This is a genomic window from Streptomyces subrutilus (assembly GCF_008704535.1).
Classification (GTDB): Bacteria; Actinomycetota; Actinomycetes; order Streptomycetales; family Streptomycetaceae; genus Streptomyces; species Streptomyces subrutilus.
In genome coordinates this window covers 2870562-2891344 of the sequence record NZ_CP023701.1, presented here as the reverse complement: position 1 = coordinate 2891344, position 20783 = coordinate 2870562, and the positions used below count along the sequence as shown (strand labels likewise).

Annotated in this window: 18 protein-coding genes; 12 read left to right on the top strand and 6 right to left on the bottom strand. The window is 73.7% G+C overall.

The annotated features are described in order from the left end of the window. Nucleotides 1-63 precede the first annotated feature (63 nt). Both CP968_RS12320 and CP968_RS12315 read right to left on the bottom strand, forming a co-directional pair. A complete protein-coding gene (locus CP968_RS12320; RefSeq protein WP_150518057.1) occupies nucleotides 64-327 on the bottom strand; it encodes a type II toxin-antitoxin system RelE family toxin in 264 nt (87 codons plus the stop codon). Next, on the bottom strand, nucleotides 320-589 hold the full coding sequence (locus CP968_RS12315; RefSeq protein ID WP_019434848.1) for a type II toxin-antitoxin system Phd/YefM family antitoxin: 270 nt from the start codon (nucleotides 587-589) through the stop codon (nucleotides 320-322). The genes CP968_RS12320 and CP968_RS12315 overlap by 8 nt, the downstream gene beginning before the upstream one ends. A gap of 600 nt (nucleotides 590-1189) precedes the next feature. On the opposite strand from CP968_RS12315, the gene CP968_RS12310 reads away from it, so the two are divergent. The 4 genes from CP968_RS12310 to CP968_RS12295 all read left to right on the top strand — a co-directional run bounded on the left by CP968_RS12310 (nucleotide 1190) and on the right by CP968_RS12295 (nucleotide 6962). Continuing rightward, entirely contained in the window at nucleotides 1190-3457 is a 2268-nt protein-coding gene (locus CP968_RS12310; RefSeq protein WP_150518056.1) for a DEAD/DEAH box helicase, read from the top strand. A gap of 420 nt (nucleotides 3458-3877) precedes the next feature. After that, nucleotides 3878-4909, top strand: a complete 1032-nt coding sequence (locus CP968_RS12305) for an alpha/beta hydrolase (RefSeq protein ID WP_229886655.1) — start codon at nucleotides 3878-3880, stop codon at nucleotides 4907-4909. Nucleotides 4910-5082: 173 nt separating this feature from the next. Further along, nucleotides 5083-6174, top strand: a complete 1092-nt coding sequence (locus CP968_RS12300) for an alpha/beta hydrolase (RefSeq protein ID WP_150518055.1) — start codon at nucleotides 5083-5085, stop codon at nucleotides 6172-6174. After that, the gene (locus CP968_RS12295; protein WP_150518054.1) at nucleotides 6171-6962 is read left to right on the top strand and encodes a trypsin-like serine peptidase; all 792 of its coding nucleotides are present in this window, start codon (nucleotides 6171-6173) and stop codon (nucleotides 6960-6962) included. The genes CP968_RS12300 and CP968_RS12295 overlap by 4 nt, the downstream gene beginning before the upstream one ends. A gap of 112 nt (nucleotides 6963-7074) precedes the next feature. Here the strand turns inward: CP968_RS12295 and CP968_RS12290 are convergent, their stop codons facing one another. The 3 genes from CP968_RS12290 to CP968_RS12280 form a co-directional block, all read right to left on the bottom strand. Next, complete coding sequence (locus CP968_RS12290; RefSeq protein ID WP_306419913.1) at nucleotides 7075-7482, bottom strand: EamA family transporter; 408 nt, start codon at nucleotides 7480-7482, stop codon at nucleotides 7075-7077. Between the two features lie 113 nt (nucleotides 7483-7595). Then, nucleotides 7596-8414: an isocitrate lyase/phosphoenolpyruvate mutase family protein gene (locus tag CP968_RS12285; RefSeq protein WP_150518053.1), complete on the bottom strand. Its 819-nt coding sequence runs from the start codon at nucleotides 8412-8414 to the stop codon at nucleotides 7596-7598. A gap of 227 nt (nucleotides 8415-8641) precedes the next feature. Then, the gene (locus CP968_RS12280) at nucleotides 8642-9754 is read right to left on the bottom strand and encodes a pyridoxal-phosphate dependent enzyme (RefSeq protein ID WP_150518052.1); all 1113 of its coding nucleotides are present in this window, start codon (nucleotides 9752-9754) and stop codon (nucleotides 8642-8644) included. A gap of 230 nt (nucleotides 9755-9984) precedes the next feature. On the opposite strand from CP968_RS12280, the gene CP968_RS12275 reads away from it, so the two are divergent. The 8 genes from CP968_RS12275 (at nucleotide 9985) to CP968_RS12240 (ending at nucleotide 19998) form a co-directional block, all read left to right on the top strand. Continuing rightward, entirely contained in the window at nucleotides 9985-11559 is a 1575-nt protein-coding gene (locus CP968_RS12275; RefSeq protein ID WP_150518051.1) for a S8 family peptidase, read from the top strand. A 189-nt stretch (nucleotides 11560-11748) separates the two neighbouring features. Further along, nucleotides 11749-12939: a DUF4190 domain-containing protein gene (locus tag CP968_RS12270; RefSeq protein ID WP_150518050.1), complete on the top strand. Its 1191-nt coding sequence runs from the start codon at nucleotides 11749-11751 to the stop codon at nucleotides 12937-12939. Nucleotides 12940-13090: 151 nt separating this feature from the next. Further along, the gene (locus CP968_RS12265; RefSeq protein WP_150518049.1) at nucleotides 13091-13843 is read left to right on the top strand and encodes a GntR family transcriptional regulator; all 753 of its coding nucleotides are present in this window, start codon (nucleotides 13091-13093) and stop codon (nucleotides 13841-13843) included. A 219-nt stretch (nucleotides 13844-14062) separates the two neighbouring features. After that, nucleotides 14063-15748, top strand: coding sequence for a purine-cytosine permease family protein (locus tag CP968_RS12260; RefSeq protein WP_150518048.1), 1686 nt, complete (start codon nucleotides 14063-14065; stop codon nucleotides 15746-15748). A 160-nt stretch (nucleotides 15749-15908) separates the two neighbouring features. Beyond that, a complete protein-coding gene (locus CP968_RS12255; protein ID WP_150518047.1) occupies nucleotides 15909-16094 on the top strand; it encodes an SPOR domain-containing protein in 186 nt (61 codons plus the stop codon). A gap of 43 nt (nucleotides 16095-16137) precedes the next feature. After that, nucleotides 16138-16533, top strand: a complete 396-nt coding sequence (locus tag CP968_RS12250) for a (deoxy)nucleoside triphosphate pyrophosphohydrolase (RefSeq protein ID WP_150518046.1) — start codon at nucleotides 16138-16140, stop codon at nucleotides 16531-16533. A 269-nt stretch (nucleotides 16534-16802) separates the two neighbouring features. After that, nucleotides 16803-17231: an ATP-binding protein gene (locus CP968_RS12245; RefSeq protein ID WP_150518045.1), complete on the top strand. Its 429-nt coding sequence runs from the start codon at nucleotides 16803-16805 to the stop codon at nucleotides 17229-17231. A 148-nt stretch (nucleotides 17232-17379) separates the two neighbouring features. Then, nucleotides 17380-19998, top strand: a complete 2619-nt coding sequence (locus tag CP968_RS12240) for a SpoIIE family protein phosphatase (protein ID WP_373304088.1) — start codon at nucleotides 17380-17382, stop codon at nucleotides 19996-19998. A 49-nt stretch (nucleotides 19999-20047) separates the two neighbouring features. Here the strand turns inward: CP968_RS12240 and CP968_RS12235 are convergent, their stop codons facing one another. Beyond that, a complete protein-coding gene (locus CP968_RS12235) occupies nucleotides 20048-20767 on the bottom strand; it encodes a PspA/IM30 family protein (RefSeq protein ID WP_150518044.1) in 720 nt (239 codons plus the stop codon). Nucleotides 20768-20783: the final 16 nt, after the last annotated feature.

Here is a 20783-nt window from a genome sequence, read left to right as displayed (position 1 = left end):
AGCCCCCTTCGTCGCCACCGTGCTGGATGGGTGCTGGATAATCTGACGGTGGGTCAGTGGCGATCAGGTCTCATAACCGGTGGACCGGTGTCCCACATGAACGACCCAGACCACCAGCTCCCCGTTGTCGATCGTGTAGACGACGCGGTAGTCGCCGACGCGCAGACGGCGCCGCTCGGGCTGGGACACGAGTGCGGTGGTGTTGAAGCCGAGGGGGTCGGTCTCCAGCTCGGTCAGCTTGGCCAGGATGCGCAGTGCCATGTCGCGAGGGATCTTCCGAAGCTCGGCCTGCGCCTCGGGGCGGAAGGCGGTTCGGTACTCACTCACCGCGCGCCAGCGTCTCCCTCATGATGTCCTCGATCGGGATGCCCGGTGCCGGGTTGGCCATGCGCTCGTCGATGATCCGGTTGATCTCGCGCTCTTCCCACTCCTGGTACTTGCGCAGCACCTCGATGGAGACGACGGCGGCGACTTCCTTGCCCCGGCGGGTGATGACCGTTGGTACGTCGTCGCGGTCCGCACGCTCCACGACTTCCGCCAGGTGGGCGCGCACGTCGCGGATGGACTCTATGGGCAGCGGCTGCGTCATGCGCTCAAGCGTACCGAGTGTGCCATGTGTACACAAGATGCTCGAAGTGCTGGATGAAGTCGCACCGTGCTGGGTGGGTGCTGGATACCCACTTCCAGAGCCGTGTTTCCGCAGCTCGGAGCCCTGCGTTGAGCGTTCCGATTCGATGTGTGGTCGCCTGATCGCTGCGCGTGCCCGGTTCGTCGCGCGCGCAGCGCGGAAGGGGTCGGACTCCGAGGAGTCCGACCCCTTCCGCGTTCCCGCCGTGCCGACGTGGTGGCGGCCGTTCAGCGGCTTCGGGGCGGCGTCGGCCTGTCGAGGTCCAGGCACCGGTCCGGGGATGTTCCGCGACGTGCCGTGCCGTGACCGGACATGAGCGAACCGTCGGTCCGGGTCGGCCTGTCGTCTCCGTGGCGGCTTTCGTCTGCTCGACGACGGCCGCGTTCCGGGCCGCGACGCGACGGCGACGCCCGTCGGGACCGGGACCACGCCTCATGGGCGACCGGCCTCGTTCACGGAGGCCGAGCTCGACGAGCGGCGGGGCCCCGGCCGTTGGGATCGGCGGTCCGGTTGTGGGTGGGCGGTGGCAGGATGCGGGGACACCGGATGCGGGGGGCGGGGATGGGGCGCAGGGAGCGGGAGGTCGTGGACGGGGGCGTGCGGCTGTACGAGGCGGCGCTCGCGGTGGTCGCGGACCACGAGAGGGCCGTCGGGGCGGTGCGGGAGGCGCTGGAGCCGATCCTCGGGGCGGCGTCGCGGGAGGCGCTCGACGCGATTCCCGTGGCGCGGTTGCAGGAGGTCACCGAGGGTCGGCTGCGGCTCGGCGAGGTCGAGAAGAGCGGGCTGGGGTCGGTGCGGCAGGTGCTCGACGCCGGGGCCTACCGGCTGCGGCAGGTGCCCGGCATCGGGCAGCGGACCGCCGAGCAGATCATCGGGGCGGCGCGGCAGATCGCCGAGGCGGTGCGGGAGACCGTCGCCGTCCTCATCGAGGTGGACCGCCCCGAGCCCCGGACCACCGCGCTCGTCACCGCCCTGCACGTCCTCGTGGAAGCGGGCCCCGAGGCGCGGCGGGCCGTCGACGTGGCCCGCGTGCTCGTGGAGCGGCTCGGTCCGCTGCTGGCCGAGGCGCGGCCGGCCGGGGCGCGGCTGCGGATGGTGTTCGCGGGGCGGGAGGGGCGCGAGCGGGCTTTCGGGGCCGTCGCCGAGGTCCGCGGGCTGACGGATGAGGCCGGGCGGGACGGCGTGCCGGAACTGCTCGCCCAGGCCTCGGTCGACCTGCTGCGCGGGCCGGCGTCCGAGGCGGCGGCCTGGGTCGACTTCGAGCTGCGGTCCGCCGAGTACCACGGCCTCCTGGCGGAGGTCTCCGGCGGCGGCCCGGGCGGGGCGGCCGCCGAGGGGTTCCTGCCCGACGAGGTCGCCGAGCGGGTGCGCGGCCAGGCGCTGGACGACACGTACCGCAGGGTGTCGCTGCGCGGCTACCAGGCCTTCGGCGCGCGCTTCGCGCTGGCGCAGCGCAGGGCGCTCCTCGGGGACGAGATGGGCCTGGGCAAGACCATCCAGGCGGTCGCGGCCATGGCCCACCTCGCGGCCGAGGGGCAGACCCGTTTCATGGTCGTCTGCCCGGCCAGCGTCCTGGTCAACTGGACGCGCGAGATCGCCGCCCGCAGCACGCTGCGGGCGGCGCCCCTGCACGGCCCCGACCGGCAGGAGGCGTACGCGGACTGGCGGGAGCGGGGCGGCGTCGCGGTGACCACCTTCGACGCCCTGCGCGGTTTTCCGGTGCCCGCCGACGGCGAGCTCGGGATGCTGGTGGTGGACGAGGCGCACTACGTGAAGAACCCCGGCACCCTGCGCGCGCGGGCCGTGACCGCGTGGGCGGGCCGCTGCGCGCACGTGCTCTTCATGACCGGCACGCCCATGGAGAACCGGGTCGCCGAGTTCCGCAGCCTGGTGCGGATCCTGCGGCCGGAGATCGCGGAGGCGGCCGAGCTGGGCGACACGGCCGGTCCGGCCGGGGCCGGCGGTCCGGCCGGGCCGGCCGGGTCCCGGGCCTTCCGGAAGGCCGTCGCACCGGTCTACCTGCGGCGCAACCAGCGGGACGTGCTGACCGAACTGCCCGCGCTCCAGCACACCGACGAGTGGGAGCAGCTGAGCGCGGCCGACGAGAGCGCCTACCGGGAGGCGGTGCGCGCGGGCAACTTCATGGCGATGCGCAGGGCGGCCTACGCCCACCCAGGCGAGTCGGCCAAGCTCGGCCGGCTGCGCGAGATCGTCCAGGACGCCGCCGAGAACGGGCTGAAGGTGGTGGTGTTCTCCGGTTTCCGGGACGTCCTCGCGGTCGTGAAGGAGTCACTGGAGGGGGCGCACGGCTCCGGCCCGGTGTTCGGGCCGGTCTTCGGGCCGGTGTCCGGGAGCGTGCCGCCCGTGCGCAGGCAGCAGCTGGTGGACGGGTTCGCGGCGGCGCCCGGACACGCGGTGCTGGTGGCGCAGATCGAGGCCGCGGGGGTCGGGCTCAACCTGCAGGCCGCCTCCGTCGTGGTCATCTGCGAGCCGCAGCTCAAGCCGACGGCCGAGCACCAGGCGGTGGCGCGGGCCCACCGGATGGGGCAGGTCCGTCCGGTCCGGGTGCACCGGCTGCTGTCCACCGGCGTGGTCGACGAGCGGATGGTGGCGCGGCTGGAGAACAAGGACCGGCTGTTCGACGCGTACGCCCGGCGCAGCGAGGTCGCCGAGGCGACGCCGGACGCGGTCGACGTCTCGGACACGGCCATGGCCCGCCGGATCGTCGAGGAGGAGCAGCTCCGCCTGGCGGTCCCCGGCTCCGTCCCGGTTCCCGCCCCTGTTTCTTCCGACGATTCGGATGCCGTTGCCGCCGCCCGACAGGGCTGAGCGGGGTCGCGCCACCCCTCATCTTTTTGCTCGGATTTGGAACTGCGCGGGGGATTCGTACATCAGGACTAGAGGGATGTACCGCCGCTCTGCCCTCGGGGGCAGCCATGACCGTTCGGAGCGAAGTTCGTGCACGAGTACCCGCAGCGCCCGCGGCCCGAGGGCCGGCCGCCGTACGAGGAGTACCCGACCCGCGGCGGCGGCCCCGGGTACCAGGACCTCCGGGACCGCCCTGACCAGGGGTACCCGCCCCCGCCCGGGAACGGCCCGTACGGCAGCGGGCCCTACGGCAGCGGGCCCTACGGCAGCGGCCCGTACGGCAGCGGCCCGTACGGAGACGGGCCGCCCGGCGGAGCCCCGGACGGCGGGACGCCCCCGCCCCCGCGGCCCCGGCGGCGCGGGGTGTGGATCGGTGCCGTGGTGGTGCTCGCGCTCGTGCTCGGCGGCGGCGGGTTCGCGGCCCGGAAGCTCGACTGGTTCTCCGGCAACGGCGAGGCCGTGAGCTTCGGCAAGAACCCGGTGCCCCCCGCCGAGGGGAAGACGGACCCGGGCGCGCCGGCGACGCCCCCGCCCGCGCCCTCCGGCGACCCGGACGTGCTCATGCCGACGGGCCCGCGGTCCGGGTTCAAGCAGACCACCAAGTTGGACGACGGCACGGTCATCGCCAAGACCCGCCTCGCGGGGGCCAAGTCCGGCTTCGAGGGCGACGTGTGGGTGTGGGCGCCGAAGGAGTACGACGACCCGAAGTACGCCAAGAGCGGCTTCCCGGTGCTCATCGCGCTCCCCGGCGGCAACGGCTTCCCGTCCAACTACTGGTCCGACCGCAGCCTCGGCCTGCAGAAGGCCATCGCCGAGGGCGTCCAGGCCGGCACCAGCCTGCCCTTCATCGTGATCATGCCGGTGCTCAACCCGGACAACACGTACTACTACGACGGCTCCGACATCCCCGGCCAGGCCAAGATGGGCACCTGGATCGCCGAGGACGTCCCCGACTTCACCCGGGCCAACTTCCGCACCTACAAGTCCCGTGACGGCTGGGCCTTCATGGGCTCGTCCTCCGGCGCCTTCGTCGGGATGAAGACCGTGCTCCAGCACCCGGACAAGTTCAAGGCCGTGATCGCCAGCGGCGGCGAGATCGTCCCGGACTCCCCGCTCTGGAAGGGCCACCAGGCGGAGATGGACGCCAACAACCCGGAGAAGCTCGCCCAGAAGCTGATCGGCTCCGGCGGCCCCGAGGTCTACATCAACTTCCAGGTCGGCACCAAGGAGAGCGGCAAGGACCGCATGGTGCGCTTCCAGCAGCAGTTCGGCAAGGGGCCGGTCAAGACGACCGTCCGCGACATCCAGAACGGCGAGCACAACGGCTGGCACTACGTGCGGGGCATGAAGGAGGGCTCCCTGGAGTGGATCAGCAAGGTGCTCAAGGCGCCCAAGCCCGACACCGCCGGCTGACCCTCCCCGCACGGCGGGCCGGGTCTCGCGGCGGGCCCGGATGGTGCTCGCCGCGCCACGGCCGTCCCAGGCAACCCATCCGGTCGTTCATACCTCTGTAAAGGGTGTAAGGGGGGACCGATCGGTCCGACCCGCGCTCCGCAGGGGCGCCGGAGAAGGAACGGGACAAATCCGTGCAGCATGACCAGCAAGGCGACGGCAGCCCCACGACCGGGGGCGGCCGTCGCCCCAGGCGCTCGCGCCTGCTTCTGATCAGCGGTGGGCTCGCGCTCACCCTCGCCGCCGGTGGCGCGGCGGCGTACAAGTACGGCCTCTTCTCGGACATAGGGGACCCGGTCTCCTTCGAGAAGGTGCAGCAGACCGCCTCCACCGGCACCGTGGCCGCCGACGAGCGGCCCGGCGTGCGGATGCCCACCGGGCCGAAGGCCGCGTTCGTCCGCACCAGCCGGCTGCCGGACGGCACCCAGATCGGCCGCACCACGCTGACCGGCGCGAAGTCCGGATTCACGGGGGACGTGTGGGTGTGGGTGCCGAAGGAGTACGACGACCCGAAGTACGCCAAGAGCGCCTTCCCGGTCCTGATCTCCCTGCCCGGCGGGCGCGGCTACCCCACGAACTACTGGGGCACCGGGCCCGGCCTCGGCCTGCAGAAGGCCGTGAGCGACGGGGCGAAGGCCGGCACCAGCCTGCCGTTCATCCTCGTCATGCCGGTGCACAACGCCGACACCAAGCACCACTTCGACGGGTCGGACATCCCCGGAGAGCCGAAGATGGGCACCTGGATGGCCGATGACATCCCGGATTTCGCGAAGGCCAATTTCCGCACCTTCACCTCCCGCGACGGCTGGGCCTTCATGGGGTCCTCGGCGGGCGGCTTCGGCGGCCTCAAGCACGTCCTGAAGTACCCCGACCGGTTCAAGGCCGTCATCGCGAGCGGGGTCGACATCGTCCCCGATTCCCCGCTGTGGAAGGGGAACACGCAGGCCATGGACGAGAACAACCCCGAGAAGCTCGCCGCGAAGCTGATCGCGGCGGGCGGGCCGGACGTGTACGTCAATTTCCAGATCGGGACGGCCGAGACCGGCCGCGACAAGGCCGAGAAGTTCATGAAGGAGTTCGGGAGGGGCCCCGTGCACACCTCGCTCCAGGTGATCCAGGATGGTGAGCACAACGGAAAGTCGTACGTACGCGGCATGAGGGAGGGTTCCCTGGAGTGGATCAGCAAGGTGATGACGGGACCGACACCCGACCCCGCCGTGCGATGAGCACCGTGGCCAAGGGGGCCTCGGTGGCCGCCGCGGCCGGGATCGCGGCGGTCTTCGCCGTCGCGTTCCTGGAGGTTCCGGGCGACCCGCCGGTGCACGCCTTCCCCACTGTCGGCGTGCTCATGGCCAACGGGGAGCACTGGTGCACGGCGAGCGTCGTCGACAGCCCCGAGGGCAACGTCGTCGCCACCGCCGCGCACTGCGTCGCCCCGGCCGGCAAGGACGGACAGCCCGGCGAGGTCGCCCACGACGGCCTCGCCATCGGCGAGCTCGCCTTCGCCCCCGCCTTCTCCGGAGAGGGCTCCGGGACGCAGCCGCTGGGGGTGTGGAAGGTCCGCTCCGTGCACGTGGACGAACGCTGGACGAAGTGGGGCGACGACACCGCCGACTTCGCCTTCCTCACCATCGCCCCGGACTCCGACGGCCGCAGCGTCCAGCAGGCCGTCGGGGGCCGCGGCGAGGCCCCGCTGCCCGACTGGACCTCCGGGTACGACCGGGACGTCACCGTCATCGGCTATCCGGAGTCCGAGCACAACCCGCAGAACAAGCCCGTCTCCTGCACCACGCAGACCCGCCACGACGAGGACGACCCCGACATGCTGTACATCAGCTGCGCCGGATTCTGGACGGGCACCAGCGGCAGCCCCTGGATCGCCGACCGGGGCGGCCCCGGTCATCCGGGACGGCTGATCGGCGTGCTGAGCGGCGGGAACACGGACGTCGACTCCACGGCCGCGCTCTTCGACGAGCGGGCCAAGGCCCTGTACGACCGCGCCGCGCGCGGCTGACCCGCGGCCGGCCGGGCCGTGCGGCACGGGGGCGCGGGGCTCCGGCCGGGCCGTGCGGCATGGAGGCGCGGGGCTCCGGCCGGGCCCGGCCGCTCGGCCGACGGCGGCCCGGCTACGGGCGGCGCTCGGTGCTCACGATCACGCCCACCGCCGCCACCACGATCACCCCGCCGAGGACGATCGGCCAGGTCAGGGCCTCCCCGAGGATCAGCGAGCCGAGTGCGACCGCCACCACCTCATTGACGTAGGCGTACGTGGAGACCAGCGACAGCGGCGCCGCCCGGAGCAGCCACACGTACGTCGTGAACCCGACCAGCGAGCCGAAGAGGACCAGGTAGCCGAGGGCCGCCCACGACGCCGCCGAGAAGGCCGCCGGGTCGAGGCCGCGGTGCTCGCCGCGCACCGGGCCGACGACGATCCCGCCCGCCCCGCCCGCCGGCATCTGGTACGCGCTGCCGGTGAAGGGGTTGGCCGGCAGGCGCAGCTTCGACGCCGAGAACGAGCCCGGCGACCACAGCACCGAGCCTGCCGCAGGGTGCCCGCGGGGGCCGCGGCCGGGGCGCCGGCGGCCGGCTTCGAGGTGCGCATGCGCGGATCGTAGGCCCGGGCGGGGGCCGCCGGCCCGCGGATTTCTCAGCCCTTGAGCAGCGCGTTCAGCTCCCCGTACGGCAGGGCGGCGCGGAGCGAGCCGTACGTGCCGGTGGCGAGCAGTTCCTCGGCGGCCCGGCGGACGACCGCGTACGCGGCTTCGGCGACCAGGGAGCCGAGGCTCACCCGGGCCGCGCCGAGGGCGCCGAACTCGGCCACGGAGGGCGCGCCGGGGCCGACGAGCACGTTGAGCGGGCCGTCGATGCCCCGTGCGAGTTCCGCGACGGTGGCCGGATCGACCACGCCGGGCACGAAGATGCCGGAGGCCCCGGCGCGCAGGTAGGCGGCGGCGCGGGCCAGGGTCTCGTCGAGGCGGGTCGCGGGGTCGCCGAGCCCGAAGAGGAACGTGTCGATGCGGGCGTTGACGTACAGCGGGACCCCGACGGAGTCGGCGGCGGCGCGGGCGGCGGCCAGGCGCTCCGCGTGCTCGGCGGGGGCGCGGTGGCCGTCCTCGATGTTGATGCCGACCGCACCCGCGGCCAGCACCCCGCCGACGGTCTCGCCGACGGCGGCGGCATCGGCGCCGAAGCCGCCCTCGATGTCGGCGGTGACGGGCACCGAGACGGCGGCGGCCACGCGGGCGACGAGGTCCAGGGCCCGGTCGCGGGCGAGCGCGTCGCCGTCGGGCGAGCCGAGGGACCAGGCGACGCCCGCGCTGGTGGTGGCGACGGCCGCGGCGCCGGCGGCCTCGACGAGCCGGGCCCCGGCCACGTCCCAGACGTTGGCGAGGGCGAGCGGGGCGGCGGGGGTGTGCAGGGCCGCGAAGGCGGCGGCGCGGGAGGCGAGTTCGGTGTGCGTGGTCATGCGCCCACTCCACCAGACCGGCCGCCGCGGGGCGCGCGGGTTTCCGACATCACCCCCGCGGAGCCGGGGCCCGGGACCGGGCCGGGGTGTCCGCGTCCGCAGGGTCGGCCCTGCCCGTGCCCGCGGCCGGCCGGGCCGGGGCCGCGGGCCGGGAGTGCCCGCCCGCTCCGCCGCGAACCGTCCGCACCGTCCTCGCGGCCCGTCCGGACGCGTGCCGCGCGCCCGCCCTACGCCGTCGGGCCCGACGGCGCGCCCGCGCCGCAGAGGGGCAGGACCGCCGTGCGGCCCGCCAGCGGGTCGCCGGGGGCGCCCGGGCCGACCGCCGCCCAGCAGGCCGCCGCGGTCGGCTCCACGAAGAGGCCGCGCCGGGCCAGGTCGCGCCGGGCCTCGTGCAGGCGGGCGTCCGACACCGTCAGGAAGGTGCCGCCCGACGCGCGCACCGCCGCCAGGACCTGGCGGGCGCGCGGTGGCGCCGGGATCGCGATCCCCTCCGCCGACGTGGCCCGCTGCGGCACCGGGGCCGCGTCCCGCGCGCCCGCCGCGAAGGCCGCAGCCAACGGGGCCACCGCCTCCGCCTGTACGGCGATCAGCGCGGGCGTCCGCACCCCGCGCCGGGCCAGTTCCCGCACCGCGAGCGCCGCGCCCAGCAGCAGGGTGCCGTTGCCCACGGGGAGGACCAGGACCTCCGGCAGCCGGCCGCCGAGCTCCTCCCACACCTCGTACGCGTACGTCTTCGTCCCGTGCAGGAAGTAGGGGTTGAAGACGTGGCTCGCGTAGAACACCCCCGGCAGGTCCGCGGCCTCCCGGGCCGCCGCCGCGGCCGCCTCCCGGCCGCCCGGGACCACCCGTACGGCCGCTCCGTGCGCCCGCATCCGGTCCGTCTTCCCCGGCGAGGTGCCCGCGGGCACGAAAACTTCACATTGCAGCCCGGCCCGCGCGCAGTAGGCGGCGAAGGCCGTCCCCGCGTTGCCGCTGCTGTCCGCCACGACCCGCTGCGGAGCCAGCCGCCGGGCCAGTTCGGCGAGCATCACGGCGCCCCGGTCCTTGAACGACAGGGTCGGCATCAGGAAGTCCAGCTTGGCGTGAACCCGTTCGGCCAGCGGCACCAGCGGAGTGTGCCCCTCCGCCAGCGATACGGAGAACGCCCCCGGCAGCGGCAGTGCGGAGGCGTACCGCCAGAGCGAGTTCGGGCCGGACGCCGGCTCCAGCGGGGCCTGCGGGTCCGGCGCGAAATCGAGGTCCCACGGGCCGGCGCACACCGGGCAGCACCAGGGCGCGGTCCGCACGTCCGCGCGGGTCCCGTCCTCGGGGCAGACGTAGCCGGGCAGTGCGTGCGTCATGTGCGGAGAGCCTTTGCTCAATCATGGCCGTCGTATGGCACGGATGTTACGCGTTCGAGGGCCTCTTGTGGGATGGCGCGGGGGTGGGTCAACCTTTCGGTGGCAGAAGCCCGTTGGGCCGTTTGCTTTGACATGGGCATGTCTTTTACCGGTCTTGCCCGTCCGCGGAACACCCACCCGGCTCCGCCCCACCCCCCGCAATGCGCCACCGACCAGGAGGACCACCTCACATGTCCGTGATGCGTCACACCCGCCGGAAGATCACCGGCATCAGCGCGATGGCCGTCGCGGCCCTCGCGCTCGGAGCGGCCGCCGCCCTGCCCGCCTCGGCCGCCGACGGCGGCGCGCAGGGCGTCATCCAGAACGCGGGCGCCGCCGGGTCCGTCCCCGGCAGCTACATCGTGACCCTGAAGGACTCCGCCGCCCGCTCCACCGCGGACAGCGGCAGGGCCGTCGCCAAGCGGTACGGCGCGAAGATCGACCGGACCTACAGCGCGGCCCTCAACGGCTACTCCGTCGAGGTCTCCGAGGCGCAGGCCAGAAAGCTCGCCGCCGACCCCGCGGTGGCCTCGGTCGTGCAGAACCGGACCTTCACCGTCGACGCCACCCAGCCCAACCCGCCGTCCTGGGGCCTGGACCGCATCGACCAGCGGGCGCTCCCGCTGAACCAGAGCTACACCTACCCGGACCAGGCCGGCGAGGGCGTCACCGCCTACGTCATCGACACCGGTGTCCGGATCACGCACCAGGACTTCGGCGGCCGGGCCTCCTACGGCTACGACGCCATCGACAACGACAACACCGCCCAGGACGGCCACGGCCACGGCACCCACGTCGCCGGCACGGTGGGCGGCACGGCGTACGGCGTGGCCAAGAAGGCCAAGATCGTCGGCGTCCGCGTGCTCAACAACCAGGGCTCGGGCACCACGGCCCAGGTCGTCGCCGGCATCGACTGGGTGACGCAGAACGCCGTCAAGCCGGCCGTGGCCAACATGTCGCTCGGCGGCGGGGCGGACCCCGCGCTCGACACCGCCGTCCGCAACTCCATCGCCTCCGGCATCACCTACGCGGTCGCGGCGGGCAACGAGACGGCCGACGCCTCCACCAAGTCCCCGGCGCGCGTCGCCGAGGCCATCACCGTCGGCGCCACCACCAACACCGACGCGAAGGCCAGCTACTCGAACTTCGGTTCCATCCTGGACCTCTTCGCGCCGGGCTCCTCGATCACCTCCTCGTGGGGCACGGGCGACACCGCCACCAACACCATCTCCGGTACGTCGATGGCCTCGCCGCACGTCGCGGGCGCGGCCGCCGTCTACCTCGCGCAGAACCCGGGCAGCACCCCCGCCCAGGTCTCCGCGGGCCTGGTCGCCGCCGCCACCCCGAACGTGGTGACCAGCCCCGGCACCGGCTCCCCGAACCGGCTGCTCTACATCGGCGCCGGCACCACGCCGCCGAACCCGGGCACGCGCTTCGAGAACCCGGCCGACTACGCCGTCGCCGACAACGCCACCGTCGAGTCGCCGATCACCGTCAGCGGGATCTCCGGCAACGCCCCGGCCGCGCTGAGCGTGCCGGTCGACATCAAGCACACGTACGTCGGCGACCTGAAGGTCGACCTGGTCGCGCCCGACGGCACCGTCTACAACCTGCGCAACCGCACCGGCGGCAGCGCGGACAACATCATCCAGACCTTCACCGTGAACGCCTCGTCCGAGGTGGCCAACGGCGTCTGGAAGCTCCGCGTCGCCGACCTCGCGAGCGCCGACACGGGCAAGATCGACTCCTGGGCCCTGCAGTTCTGAGGGACCCCGGGGAACGGGCGGTGAACGAGCCGCGATGAACAGGCGGGGGCGACCACAGGGCGGTCGCCCCCGCCGCTTAGTATTCGCGCATCCGTTCGTGCCCCGGTCCCGCGCCCCGTGCCGTGACCGCCCCCGCCCCGGTCGCGCCCGCGCCGCGACCGCTCCCCGCCCGATGGAGCCACCCGACCCGTGAGCACCCCGCCGAGCCCGCCCCCCGGACCGGGTCACACCTGGCCCCCGCCGCCCCCGCCGCAGGCCTGGGGGCCGCCGCCCGGGGCCGCGGGCCCGCCGCCGCTCAACGGCTTCGCGCTCGCCTCGCTCCTCGTCGGGCTGCTGTGCTTCCCGCCGCTCGGCATCGTCTTCGGGGCCGTGGCCCTCGTGCAGATCGCGCGGGGGCGCCAGCGGGGCCGGCCGCTCGCGCTCGCCGGTCTCGCCGCGTCGGTGGTGATGACCGTACTGCTGGCCGTCGCGGCCGAGCGCGTGGTGACGGCCGTCGGCGACCGGCTCGGCGCGTTCCACGAGATCGGCGGCGACGTGGAGGGCGAGCTCACCGACCCGGCCGACCTGGCGCCCGGGGACTGCTTCACCACGCCGTCCGGCGAACTGTTCGGCCGGCCGTCGATGTACCGGGTGGACTGCGCCGAGGCCCACCTCGGGGAGGTCACCGCGGCCGCCCCGTTCGCGCCGGCCGGCGGAGCCGGTTCGGACGCCGCGGACCGGCAGGCCGAGGACGAGTGCTGGCGGGCGCAGGACGCGTACGCGATGGACACCTGGGCCCTGCCCGCGGACGCGGAGATGTACTACTACGCGCCCACGCGCGGGTCCTGGGCGGCCGGGGACCGCGAGCTGCTGTGCGTGCTCGGCACGGTGCCGGAGGAGCGGCGCGGCAGCCTGCGCCGGGACCGGAGCACCCTGACCGCCGTCCAGGCCGAGTTCCTGGAGGCGGCCAACGCCCGGGACGCCGCGATCGGCCGGGGCCCCGACGCCCCCGTCGGGCAGGCGCTGGCGGAGTACCAGGAGTGGGCCCGCGAGGTGCACGGCGCGCTGGGCCGGGAGGCCGAGGTCCTGGCGAGGCAGGGGGCCGACCCCGGCCGGGGCCCCTCGGTCGCGGCCTGGGTGGGGGAGCTGCAGCGGGCCCGGGAGGCCTGGCAGCGCGCCGCCCGGGCGAGGACGGCCGCGGAGTTCGAGCGGCAGTGGGACGCGGCGCTGGCCGCCCTGTCCCGCGAGGGCGAGCGGGCCCTGCGCGGCGCGTACGGGCTGTCGACGCGGGTCCCGCAGTGGCTGGAGGCGCCGGGCGACGGGGGCGGGGAGGACAGCGACGGGAGCTCCGGCTCCGGCGGCTCGGGTTCCGGGCGCGGACCCGGGCGCGAGTCGGCATGAACGCGCGCGCCGCGGGCAGCCGGGGTAACGCGCGGTAACGGGTTTGAGTGAGCTGGCGTCATCACATCGGGTGAAACTTTGGCCTTTGCTTGCGGGGTACAACCGTCGGTTGCCAGGGTGTTGCTGTCTGTCAACCTGATGGGAGTGGCCAGTGACCTTCGGTGAGCAGCCGGCCTACCTGCGCGTGGCCGGGGATCTCCGACGCAAGATCGTCGACGGTTCCCTGCCCCCGCACGCCCGGCTCCCCTCGCAGGCCCGCATCCGTGAGGAGTACGGGGTCTCCGACACCGTGGCGCTGGAAGCGCGCAAGGTCCTCATGGCCGAGGGCCTGGTGGAGGGCCGGTCCGGTTCGGGCACGTACGTACGGGAGCAGCCCGTGCCGCGGCGCGTCGCGCGCGCCGGCTACCGCACGGGCGGCACGTCCACCCCCTTCCGCCAGGAGCAGGCGGACGCGGGCGCGCGCGGCACGTGGGAGTCGAGCAGCGAGCAGACGGGCGCACCCGCCGAGATCGCGAAGCGGCTCGGCATCGAGCCGGGCGAGCGGGTGATGCGGACGCGGTACGTGTTCCGGGACGCGGGAGAGGCGATGATGCTGTCGACCTCCTGGGAACCGCTCGCGGTGACCGGCCGGACCCCGGTGATGCTGCCCGAGGAGGGCCCGCTGGGCGGGTCCGGGGTGGTGGACCGGATGGCGGCGATCGACGTGGTCGTGGACAACGTGGTGGAGGAGGTCGGGGCCCGCCCCGGCCTGGCGGAGGAGATCATGCTGCTCGGCGGGGTCCCGGGGCACGTGGTGCTGGTGATCGGCCGCACCTACTTCGCCTCGGGCCGTGCCGTGGAGACGGCCGACGTGGTGGTCCCGGCGGACCGCTACCGGCTGGCCTACCACCTGCCGGTGCGGTGACCGGCGCGGTGACGGATGCGGTGAGCGGCGCCGTGACGGATGCGGCGGCGGGCCTGCGGCCCCGGCCCCCGACGCCGGACCCGCCCGGGCCCGTACCGGTGAGCGGACGCGGCGGCGCGGGGGGCGTAACGCCGTGGTGACGCGCCGGGCGGGGGCGTAACCGCCGGGCAACGCCGCAGGGTGACGGCGCGTCACAAGCCGGGCCTACCTTCCGGCTCTATGACCGACACCGCCACCACCGCACCCGCGTCCCCGGCGGAACCCCGCCGCTACGCCGAGCTCGCCGCCGACGAGAGCCGCGAGGACTACTCGCTGCGCTACGCACCCCACTCCTTCCGCCGCTGGAGCCCCGGCACCGTCGCCGGCACCGCCCTCGGCGGGATCGCCTACCTCGCCGACTTCGCCATCGGCGCCTCCATCGTCTTCGCCTACGGGTTCACCAGCGGCGCGGCCGCGATCCTCGCCGCCGCCGTGATCATCTTCCTGACCGGCATCCCCATCGCCCGCGCGTGCGCCACGTACGGCCTGGACATGGACCTGGTCACCCGGGGAGCCGGCTTCGGCTACTTCGGCTCGACGCTGACCTCGCTGATCTACGCGTCCTTCACCTTCATCTTCTTCGCCCTCGAAGGCTCGATCATGGCCCAGGCCATGCACCAGGCCTTCGGCCTGCCGGTCGAGATCGGCTACCTGGTCACCACCCTCATCGTGATCCCCGTCGTCTTCCGGGGCATGGGGGCGCTGGCCAAGGTGCAGGCCTGGACCCAGCCCGTGTGGCTGATCGGGCTGGTGCTGCCCTTCCTGGTGCTGGCCTTCGAGGCGCCCGGGTCCTGGGGTGCGTTCGCCTCGTTCGGCGGCACCGAGGGGGCCGGCTCCGGCTTCTCGTGGATCGGCTTCGGCTTCGGTACGGGCATCGCCCTCTCGCTCATCGCGCAGATCGGCGAGCAGGCCGACTACCTGCGGTTCATGCCCGCCAGGACCCCGGCCAACAGCCGGAGGTGGAACCTGGCCGTGCTCGCGGCCGGTCCCGGCTGGGTGGTCATCGGCGCGGCCAAGCAGCTCGGCGGCGCCTTCCTCGCGTTCGTGGCCCTGGAGGCGGTGGGCACCACCCACGCCCTGGAGCCGATCGCCCCGCAGATCGAGGCCCTGCGGCCGTGGCTCGGCGGTCTCGCGCTGCCCGCCGCCGCGCTCTTCGTGATCGTCTCGCAGGTCAAGATCAACGTCACCAACGCGTACAGCGGCTCGCTGTCCTGGTCGAACTTCTTCTCCCGCCTCACCCACCGGCACCCCGGGCGGGTCTGGTACATCTTCCTCAACCTCGCCATCGCGCTGACGCTGATGGAGCTGAACATGTTCGCCATGCTCGGCACGCTGCTCGGCTTCTACTCCAACGTCGGCATCGCCTGGATCGCCGCGGTCGCCGCCGACCTCGTGATCAACAAGCGGCTCGGACTCAGTCCGCCGTACATCGAGTTCAAGCGCGCCTACCTCCACGCCGTCAACCCGGCGGGTTTCGGCGCGATGGTGATCGCCTCCACCGTCTCGATCCTCGCCTTCTCCGGGCTCTTCGGAACCTACGCGGAGGCCTTCTCCACCTTCATCGCGGCCGGACTGGCCCTGTTGCTGTGCCCGTTGATCGCCTGGGTGACCAGGGGGAAGTACTACCTGGCCCGGCCGAACGAGGTGAACGGACCCGGCGCCGCCGTCGCGGACACCACCGCCACACACGTCTGCTCGGTCTGCGCAACGGCGTACGAACTGCCCGACATCGCCGACTGTCCCGTCCAGTCCGGACCGATCTGCTCGCTCTGCTGCTCCCTCGACGCGACCTGCGGGGACGCCTGCCGCAAGGGGGCGCACAAGGGTGCGGTCGTTCTCCCGATGCCCTCCGTGCGCGCCGTTTGAGCCGGCGCGCACGGCGCGTTCGTACGCATGGCCGGATGCATACGCCTGTGAGGTACCTCTTCGTGAAAAACCGTATCCGCTGAGTGAAGGTCGGGCGTAAGCTCGGGCATATGCGCAATGCGGTTTCCCGGGCGGGTGCGTCGGCGGAGGGTGAAACGCGATGAACGACAGCGGTGCCCTGCTCCCGTGGCTGGTCATACGGCAGGACGACAACGGCAACCGCTACCGGGTGGGCCGGTATCCCACCCGGGCCGAGGCCCAGAAGGTCGCCGACAGTCTCGACGACCGGGGGCACAAGCAGATCTACTGGGTCGAGCGGATCGGTCAGACCGCCACGATGAACTGAGCGGCGTCGCGGCAGGCCGCGACGCCGGCATAGGCTCCGCCCCATGACGGTACGCGTGGTCGTGGGCGGAGCCCTTTGTCATGAGGGGCGCCTGCTGGCCGCCCGCCGCAGTGCCCCGCCCGAGCTGGCCGGCCGCTGGGAGCTGCCCGGCGGGAAGACCGAGCCGGGTGAATCCGTGCCCGACGCCCTCGTCCGCGAACTGCGCGAGGAGCTCGGCGTCGAGACCGAGGCGCTCGAACGCATCCCGGGGGAGTGGCCCCTGAAGCCCGGCCTCGTCCTGCACGTGTGGACCGCCCGGCTGCTCTCCGGCGTGCCCGCCCCGCTGGAGGACCACGACGAGCTGCGCTGGCTGGGGCCCGGGGAACTGGACTCGGTGGACTGGCTCGACCAGGACCGGCCGGCCGTCGCCGAGGCCGGCCGCCGGCTGAGCATCGGCTGAGTACCGGAGCGCCGAGGCGGACGTGGCCGAGCGCCGAGGCGGACGGGGCCGAGCGCGGGGTGGGATCCGGCGGCGCCGCCCGCCCGGGCCGGGGGCGCTGGCGGGGGCGCGTGACGCGCACGCTGTAGGCCGTCTGCGCCACGGTGCGCCGGTGCGTGGGATTCGAGTGGTACGACGCCCTGAATATCGGGTATGTCGCTATTAATCCCTATCTCGTCCCCCTTTCGTCCCCCCGACGAACCGGACTGGGGTCGCTGCTGGCCCGGGAAGTGATCGGCGTGATCGACACAGACGGCGAGTGCGCCGAGTGGGCCTTCCCCGCCGAGCCCGGCGCCGTCCGCACCGCCCGCCACGCCGTGCGCGGCACCCTGCTCGCCTGGGGCCTGGACGCCGTGGGCGACGTGACCGTCCTGCTGGTCAGTGAGCTCGTCACCAACTCCCTGCGGTACGCGTCGGGCCCCATCGGGGTCCGGCTGGAACGGCGTCATCCAGCCGTCGAGGACGCCGGCGGCGGCTCCGCGCTCCTCGTGGAAGTTTCCGATCCGCTTCCGGATCCGCCCCGTGAGAGGGTCGCCACACCGGACGACGAGGGCGGTCGGGGACTGCACCTGGTCGCCGTCTCGGCGCAGCGCTGGGGGACCCGGCACGGGAAGTCGGGCAAGACGGTGTGGTTCGAGTTGGCTCTTCCTGGTGAGTAACAAGGTGAAGGGTGACCGACGATCACACCACGTGGCTCAAAAGCAACGGGACCTTTTTGTGATCGTGAACGCCGTGCCGTGAGGGGCCGTGGTGCTGAATACTTCGGTCAAGGCCGGTCCGGTTGCGTGAGCTGGAGGGGACGGTCGCGTGAGCGAGATACCTGCGCAGGCACATGAGTCCGGCGCGCCCCGGGAGACGTGGCACGACTCCCTGTGGCACAGCAGTCCGCCTGGCTCGATATATGACTACATAAAGGTCGCCTCCTTCTCGATCGGGCCCGACGGCCTCATCGACCAGTGGAGCCTGCGCGCCGAGGAGCTGTTCGGGCTGACGGCCTCCCAGGCCGTGGGGCGCGATCCGGTCGACGCGTTCATGCCGGCCGATCTGCGTGCGGACGCACACCGCCGGGTCGCGGAGATCCTCGACGGCAAGGAGTGGACGGGCCTGATCCCGTTCCGCATCCCCGGCGGGGACGGCGCGCACGGCGTGGCCGAGATCTACGTGATGCCCACCCAGACGGTCGGGGCCGAGCGCGCCGCGCTGTGCGTCGTCGTCGACGTGCGCGCGCTGCGCCGGATCGAATCCGATCTGGCCGCCTCGCAGGCGATATTCGGCCAATCCCCCTTCGGGTTCCTGCTCTTCGGTACGGACCTCACGGTGCAGCGGGCCAACCGCCGCTTCGCCACCGTCTTCGGCGGCGGCGCCGACGAGCACCGCGGCAGGACCGTCCACGACTACCTGCCGGCCCACGAGGCCGACCGGATGACCGACGCGCTGCGCCGGGTGCTGGACACCGGCACCTCGGTCACCGACCTGCGGATGACCGGCGCCGCCCCCGGCAGCCGGGAGAAGCGCCACTGGTCCGTCAACCTCTACCGGGTGCACGGGGGCACCGGCCTGCCCATCGGGGTCGCCGGCATCGGCATCGACGTCACCCGCCGCCACCTCGCCGCCCGCGAGGCCGCCGGGGTCCGCCGCAACCTGGCCCTCCTCAACGAGGCCGGGCACCGCATCGGCAACTCCCTCGACCTGGAGACCACCGCCCGCGAACTCCTCGACGTCACCGTCCCCGGCTTCTGCGACCTGGCCGCCGTCGACCTCTACCAGGGGCTGCTGCTCGGCGACGACGACCGCCCCGCCCGGCCGCAGGGCCCCGGCCTGCCGCTGCTGCCCGGGCAGGGGACCGCCCGTCTCCCGTCCGCGCCGCTGCGGCGGGTGGCGTTCGCCTCGGCGGTCTCGGACGCCCCGCTCTCCGGCCCCGGCGCACCCGTGTCCGTCGGGGAGATCCACCGCTATCCGGCGGCCTCCCCGGGCGCCCTCGCCCTGCGGACGGCGCGGACGCGGCTGATCGAGGGCGGCGGACCCGAGGACCTGGTCCAGTCGACGCTGCTCGTGCCGATGGTTGCCCACGACACGGTGGTCGGGCTCGCCCAGTTCTCCCGTACGAAGGGCAGCGAGCCCTTCGGCGAACGCGACCGGGCGGTCGCCGTGGAACTCGCCGCCCGGGCCGCCGTCTGCATCGACAACGCGCGCCTCTACCGGCGCGAGCACGAGCGGGCCCTGATCCTCCAGCGCAGCCTGCTGCCCCCCGGCGACCCGGAGGCCGCCGGCCTGGACATCGCCTGCCGGTACCTGCCGGGCAATGCGGCGACCGAGGTCGGCGGGGACTGGTTCGACGTCATCGAACTGCCCGGCCACCGCACCGCCCTGGTCGTGGGCGACGTGATGGGCCGCGGGCTGCGGGCCGCCGTCGCCATGGGCGAGCTGCGCACCGCCGTCCGCACCCTGGCCCTGCTGGACCTCGAACCGGCCGAGGTGCTCACCGCCCTCGACGAGGTCGCCCGCGGGCTCGGCGCCCCCGGCGGCTCGCAGCAGGCCTCGCGGGCGGCCCTGCACTCGCGCGACGCCGACCGCTCCGAGGTCTACCTGGCCACCTGCGTCTACGCGGTCTACGACCCGGTCACCCGGCGCTGCACCATCGCCAACGCCGGACACATGCCGCCCGTGCTGGTCGAGCCGCCCGACGAGGAGGGCGCGGCGCGCCCCGCCCTGTTGCTGGAGGTGCCGCCGGGGATGCCGCTGGGCGTGGGCGGGGAGCCCTTCGAGGAGGTCGAGGTCGACCTGCCCGAGGGTGCGCTGCTGGCGCTGTACACCGACGGGCTGGTGGAGTCCCGCGACCACCCGCTGGAGGAGGGGCTGCGCGGCCTGCGCGAGGCGCTGGCCGACCCGGTGCGGCCGCTGGAGGACGTCTGCGACCACGTGCTGAACACGCTGGACACCCGGCACGGGGAGGACGACATCGCCCTGCTGATGGCACGGGTCCAGGGCCTGCCCCTGGACGCGGTCGGGGACTGGCAGCTGCCGCGCGAGGCCCGCTCGGTGGGTCGCGCCCGGGAACTGGCCCGGGCCAAGCTGCCCGCCTGGGGCCTGGAAGGCCTGCTGGACACCACGGAGCTGCTGGTCAGCGAGCTGGTCACCAATGCCCTGCGGTACGGCGAAGGAGAGATCCGGCTGCGCCTGCTGCTCGACCGCACCCTCGTGTGCGAGGTCTGGGACGGAAACCTGGTCCAGCCCCGGCGGCGCCGGGCGCGCGACACCGACGAGGGCGGGCGGGGCCTGCAGCTGGTGGGCCTGCTCTCCGCCGGCTGGGGCACCCGCCGCACCCACCGGGGCAAGACCGTGTGGTTCGAACTGCCCCTGCCGGGCGCGGCGTCCGAGGGCGCGACCGAGCTCTCGGCGGAGCAACTGCTGGACATGTACGGCTGAACCGGGCGCAGCCGCGGGCCGCGCCCCGCAGCGGCCGCCCGGCCCGGCGTCAGGCCGTCCCGCCCGCCTTCAGGGCGGCCAGGCGGGCCTCGACCTCCGAGGTCCTGCCCAGGTCGTCCAGGGACTCGAACTGGGCGTCCAGGGAGGACGCCGCCAGCTCCTGCCTGCCCAGTGCCATGGCCTCCTGGCGCCGCACCTTCTCCTCGAAGCGGTGCAGGTCGCTCGTCGGGTCCATGACGTCGATGTCCTTCACCGCGTCCATCATCGTGTTCTGCGCCTGCGCGGTCCTGGACCGGGCCACCAGCTCGTCGCGCCTGGCCTGGAGCTCCGTCAGCTTGTCCTTCATCGAGGCCAGGCCCGACGTGAGCTTGTCGACCACGTCCGTCTGCGCGGCGATCGTCGGCTCCGCGGTCCGCGCCTCCTTCTCCGACCGGAGCTGGCGGCCCAGCGCCACCTTCGCGAGGTTGTCGAAGGTGTCCGCGTCCGCCGCCGAACCGGCCGCCCGCAGCTCGTCCGCCTTCCGGCTCGCCGCGAGGGCCTTGCCGCCCCACTCGCCGGCCGCCGACACGTCCTCCGCGTGGTCCGCCTCCAGCATCCGCAGGTTGCCGATGGTCGTCGCGACCGCCTGCTCGGCCTCCGAGATGTTGTTGCCGTAGTCGCGGATCAGCTGGTCCAGCATCTTCTGCGGGTCCTCGGCCTGGTCCAGCAGGGCGTTGACGTTGGCCTTCGCGAGCTGGGTGACGCGGCCGAGGATGGTCTGCTTGCTCATGGGTCTCTCCTGGTGA

Excerpts from the sequence above, each read along its gene's own strand:
- CP968_RS12275 (WP_150518051.1), top strand. The coding sequence starts at position 9,985 with ATGTCCGTGATGCGTCACACCCGCCGGAAGATCACCGGCATCAGCGCG.
- CP968_RS12310 (WP_150518056.1), top strand. The coding sequence starts at position 1,190 with ATGGGGCGCAGGGAGCGGGAGGTCGTGGACGGGGGCGTGCGGCTGTAC.
- CP968_RS12260 (WP_150518048.1), top strand. The coding sequence starts at position 14,063 with ATGACCGACACCGCCACCACCGCACCCGCGTCCCCGGCGGAACCCCGC.
- CP968_RS12295 (WP_150518054.1), top strand. The coding sequence starts at position 6,171 with ATGAGCACCGTGGCCAAGGGGGCCTCGGTGGCCGCCGCGGCCGGGATC.
- CP968_RS12235 (WP_150518044.1), bottom strand. The coding sequence starts at position 20,767 with ATGAGCAAGCAGACCATCCTCGGCCGCGTCACCCAGCTCGCGAAGGCC.
- CP968_RS12250 (WP_150518046.1), top strand. The coding sequence starts at position 16,138 with ATGACGGTACGCGTGGTCGTGGGCGGAGCCCTTTGTCATGAGGGGCGC.
- CP968_RS12255 (WP_150518047.1), top strand. The coding sequence starts at position 15,909 with ATGAACGACAGCGGTGCCCTGCTCCCGTGGCTGGTCATACGGCAGGAC.
- CP968_RS12315 (WP_019434848.1), bottom strand. The coding sequence starts at position 589 with ATGACGCAGCCGCTGCCCATAGAGTCCATCCGCGACGTGCGCGCCCAC.
- CP968_RS12280 (WP_150518052.1), bottom strand. The coding sequence starts at position 9,754 with ATGACGCACGCACTGCCCGGCTACGTCTGCCCCGAGGACGGGACCCGC.
- CP968_RS12285 (WP_150518053.1), bottom strand. The coding sequence starts at position 8,414 with ATGACCACGCACACCGAACTCGCCTCCCGCGCCGCCGCCTTCGCGGCC.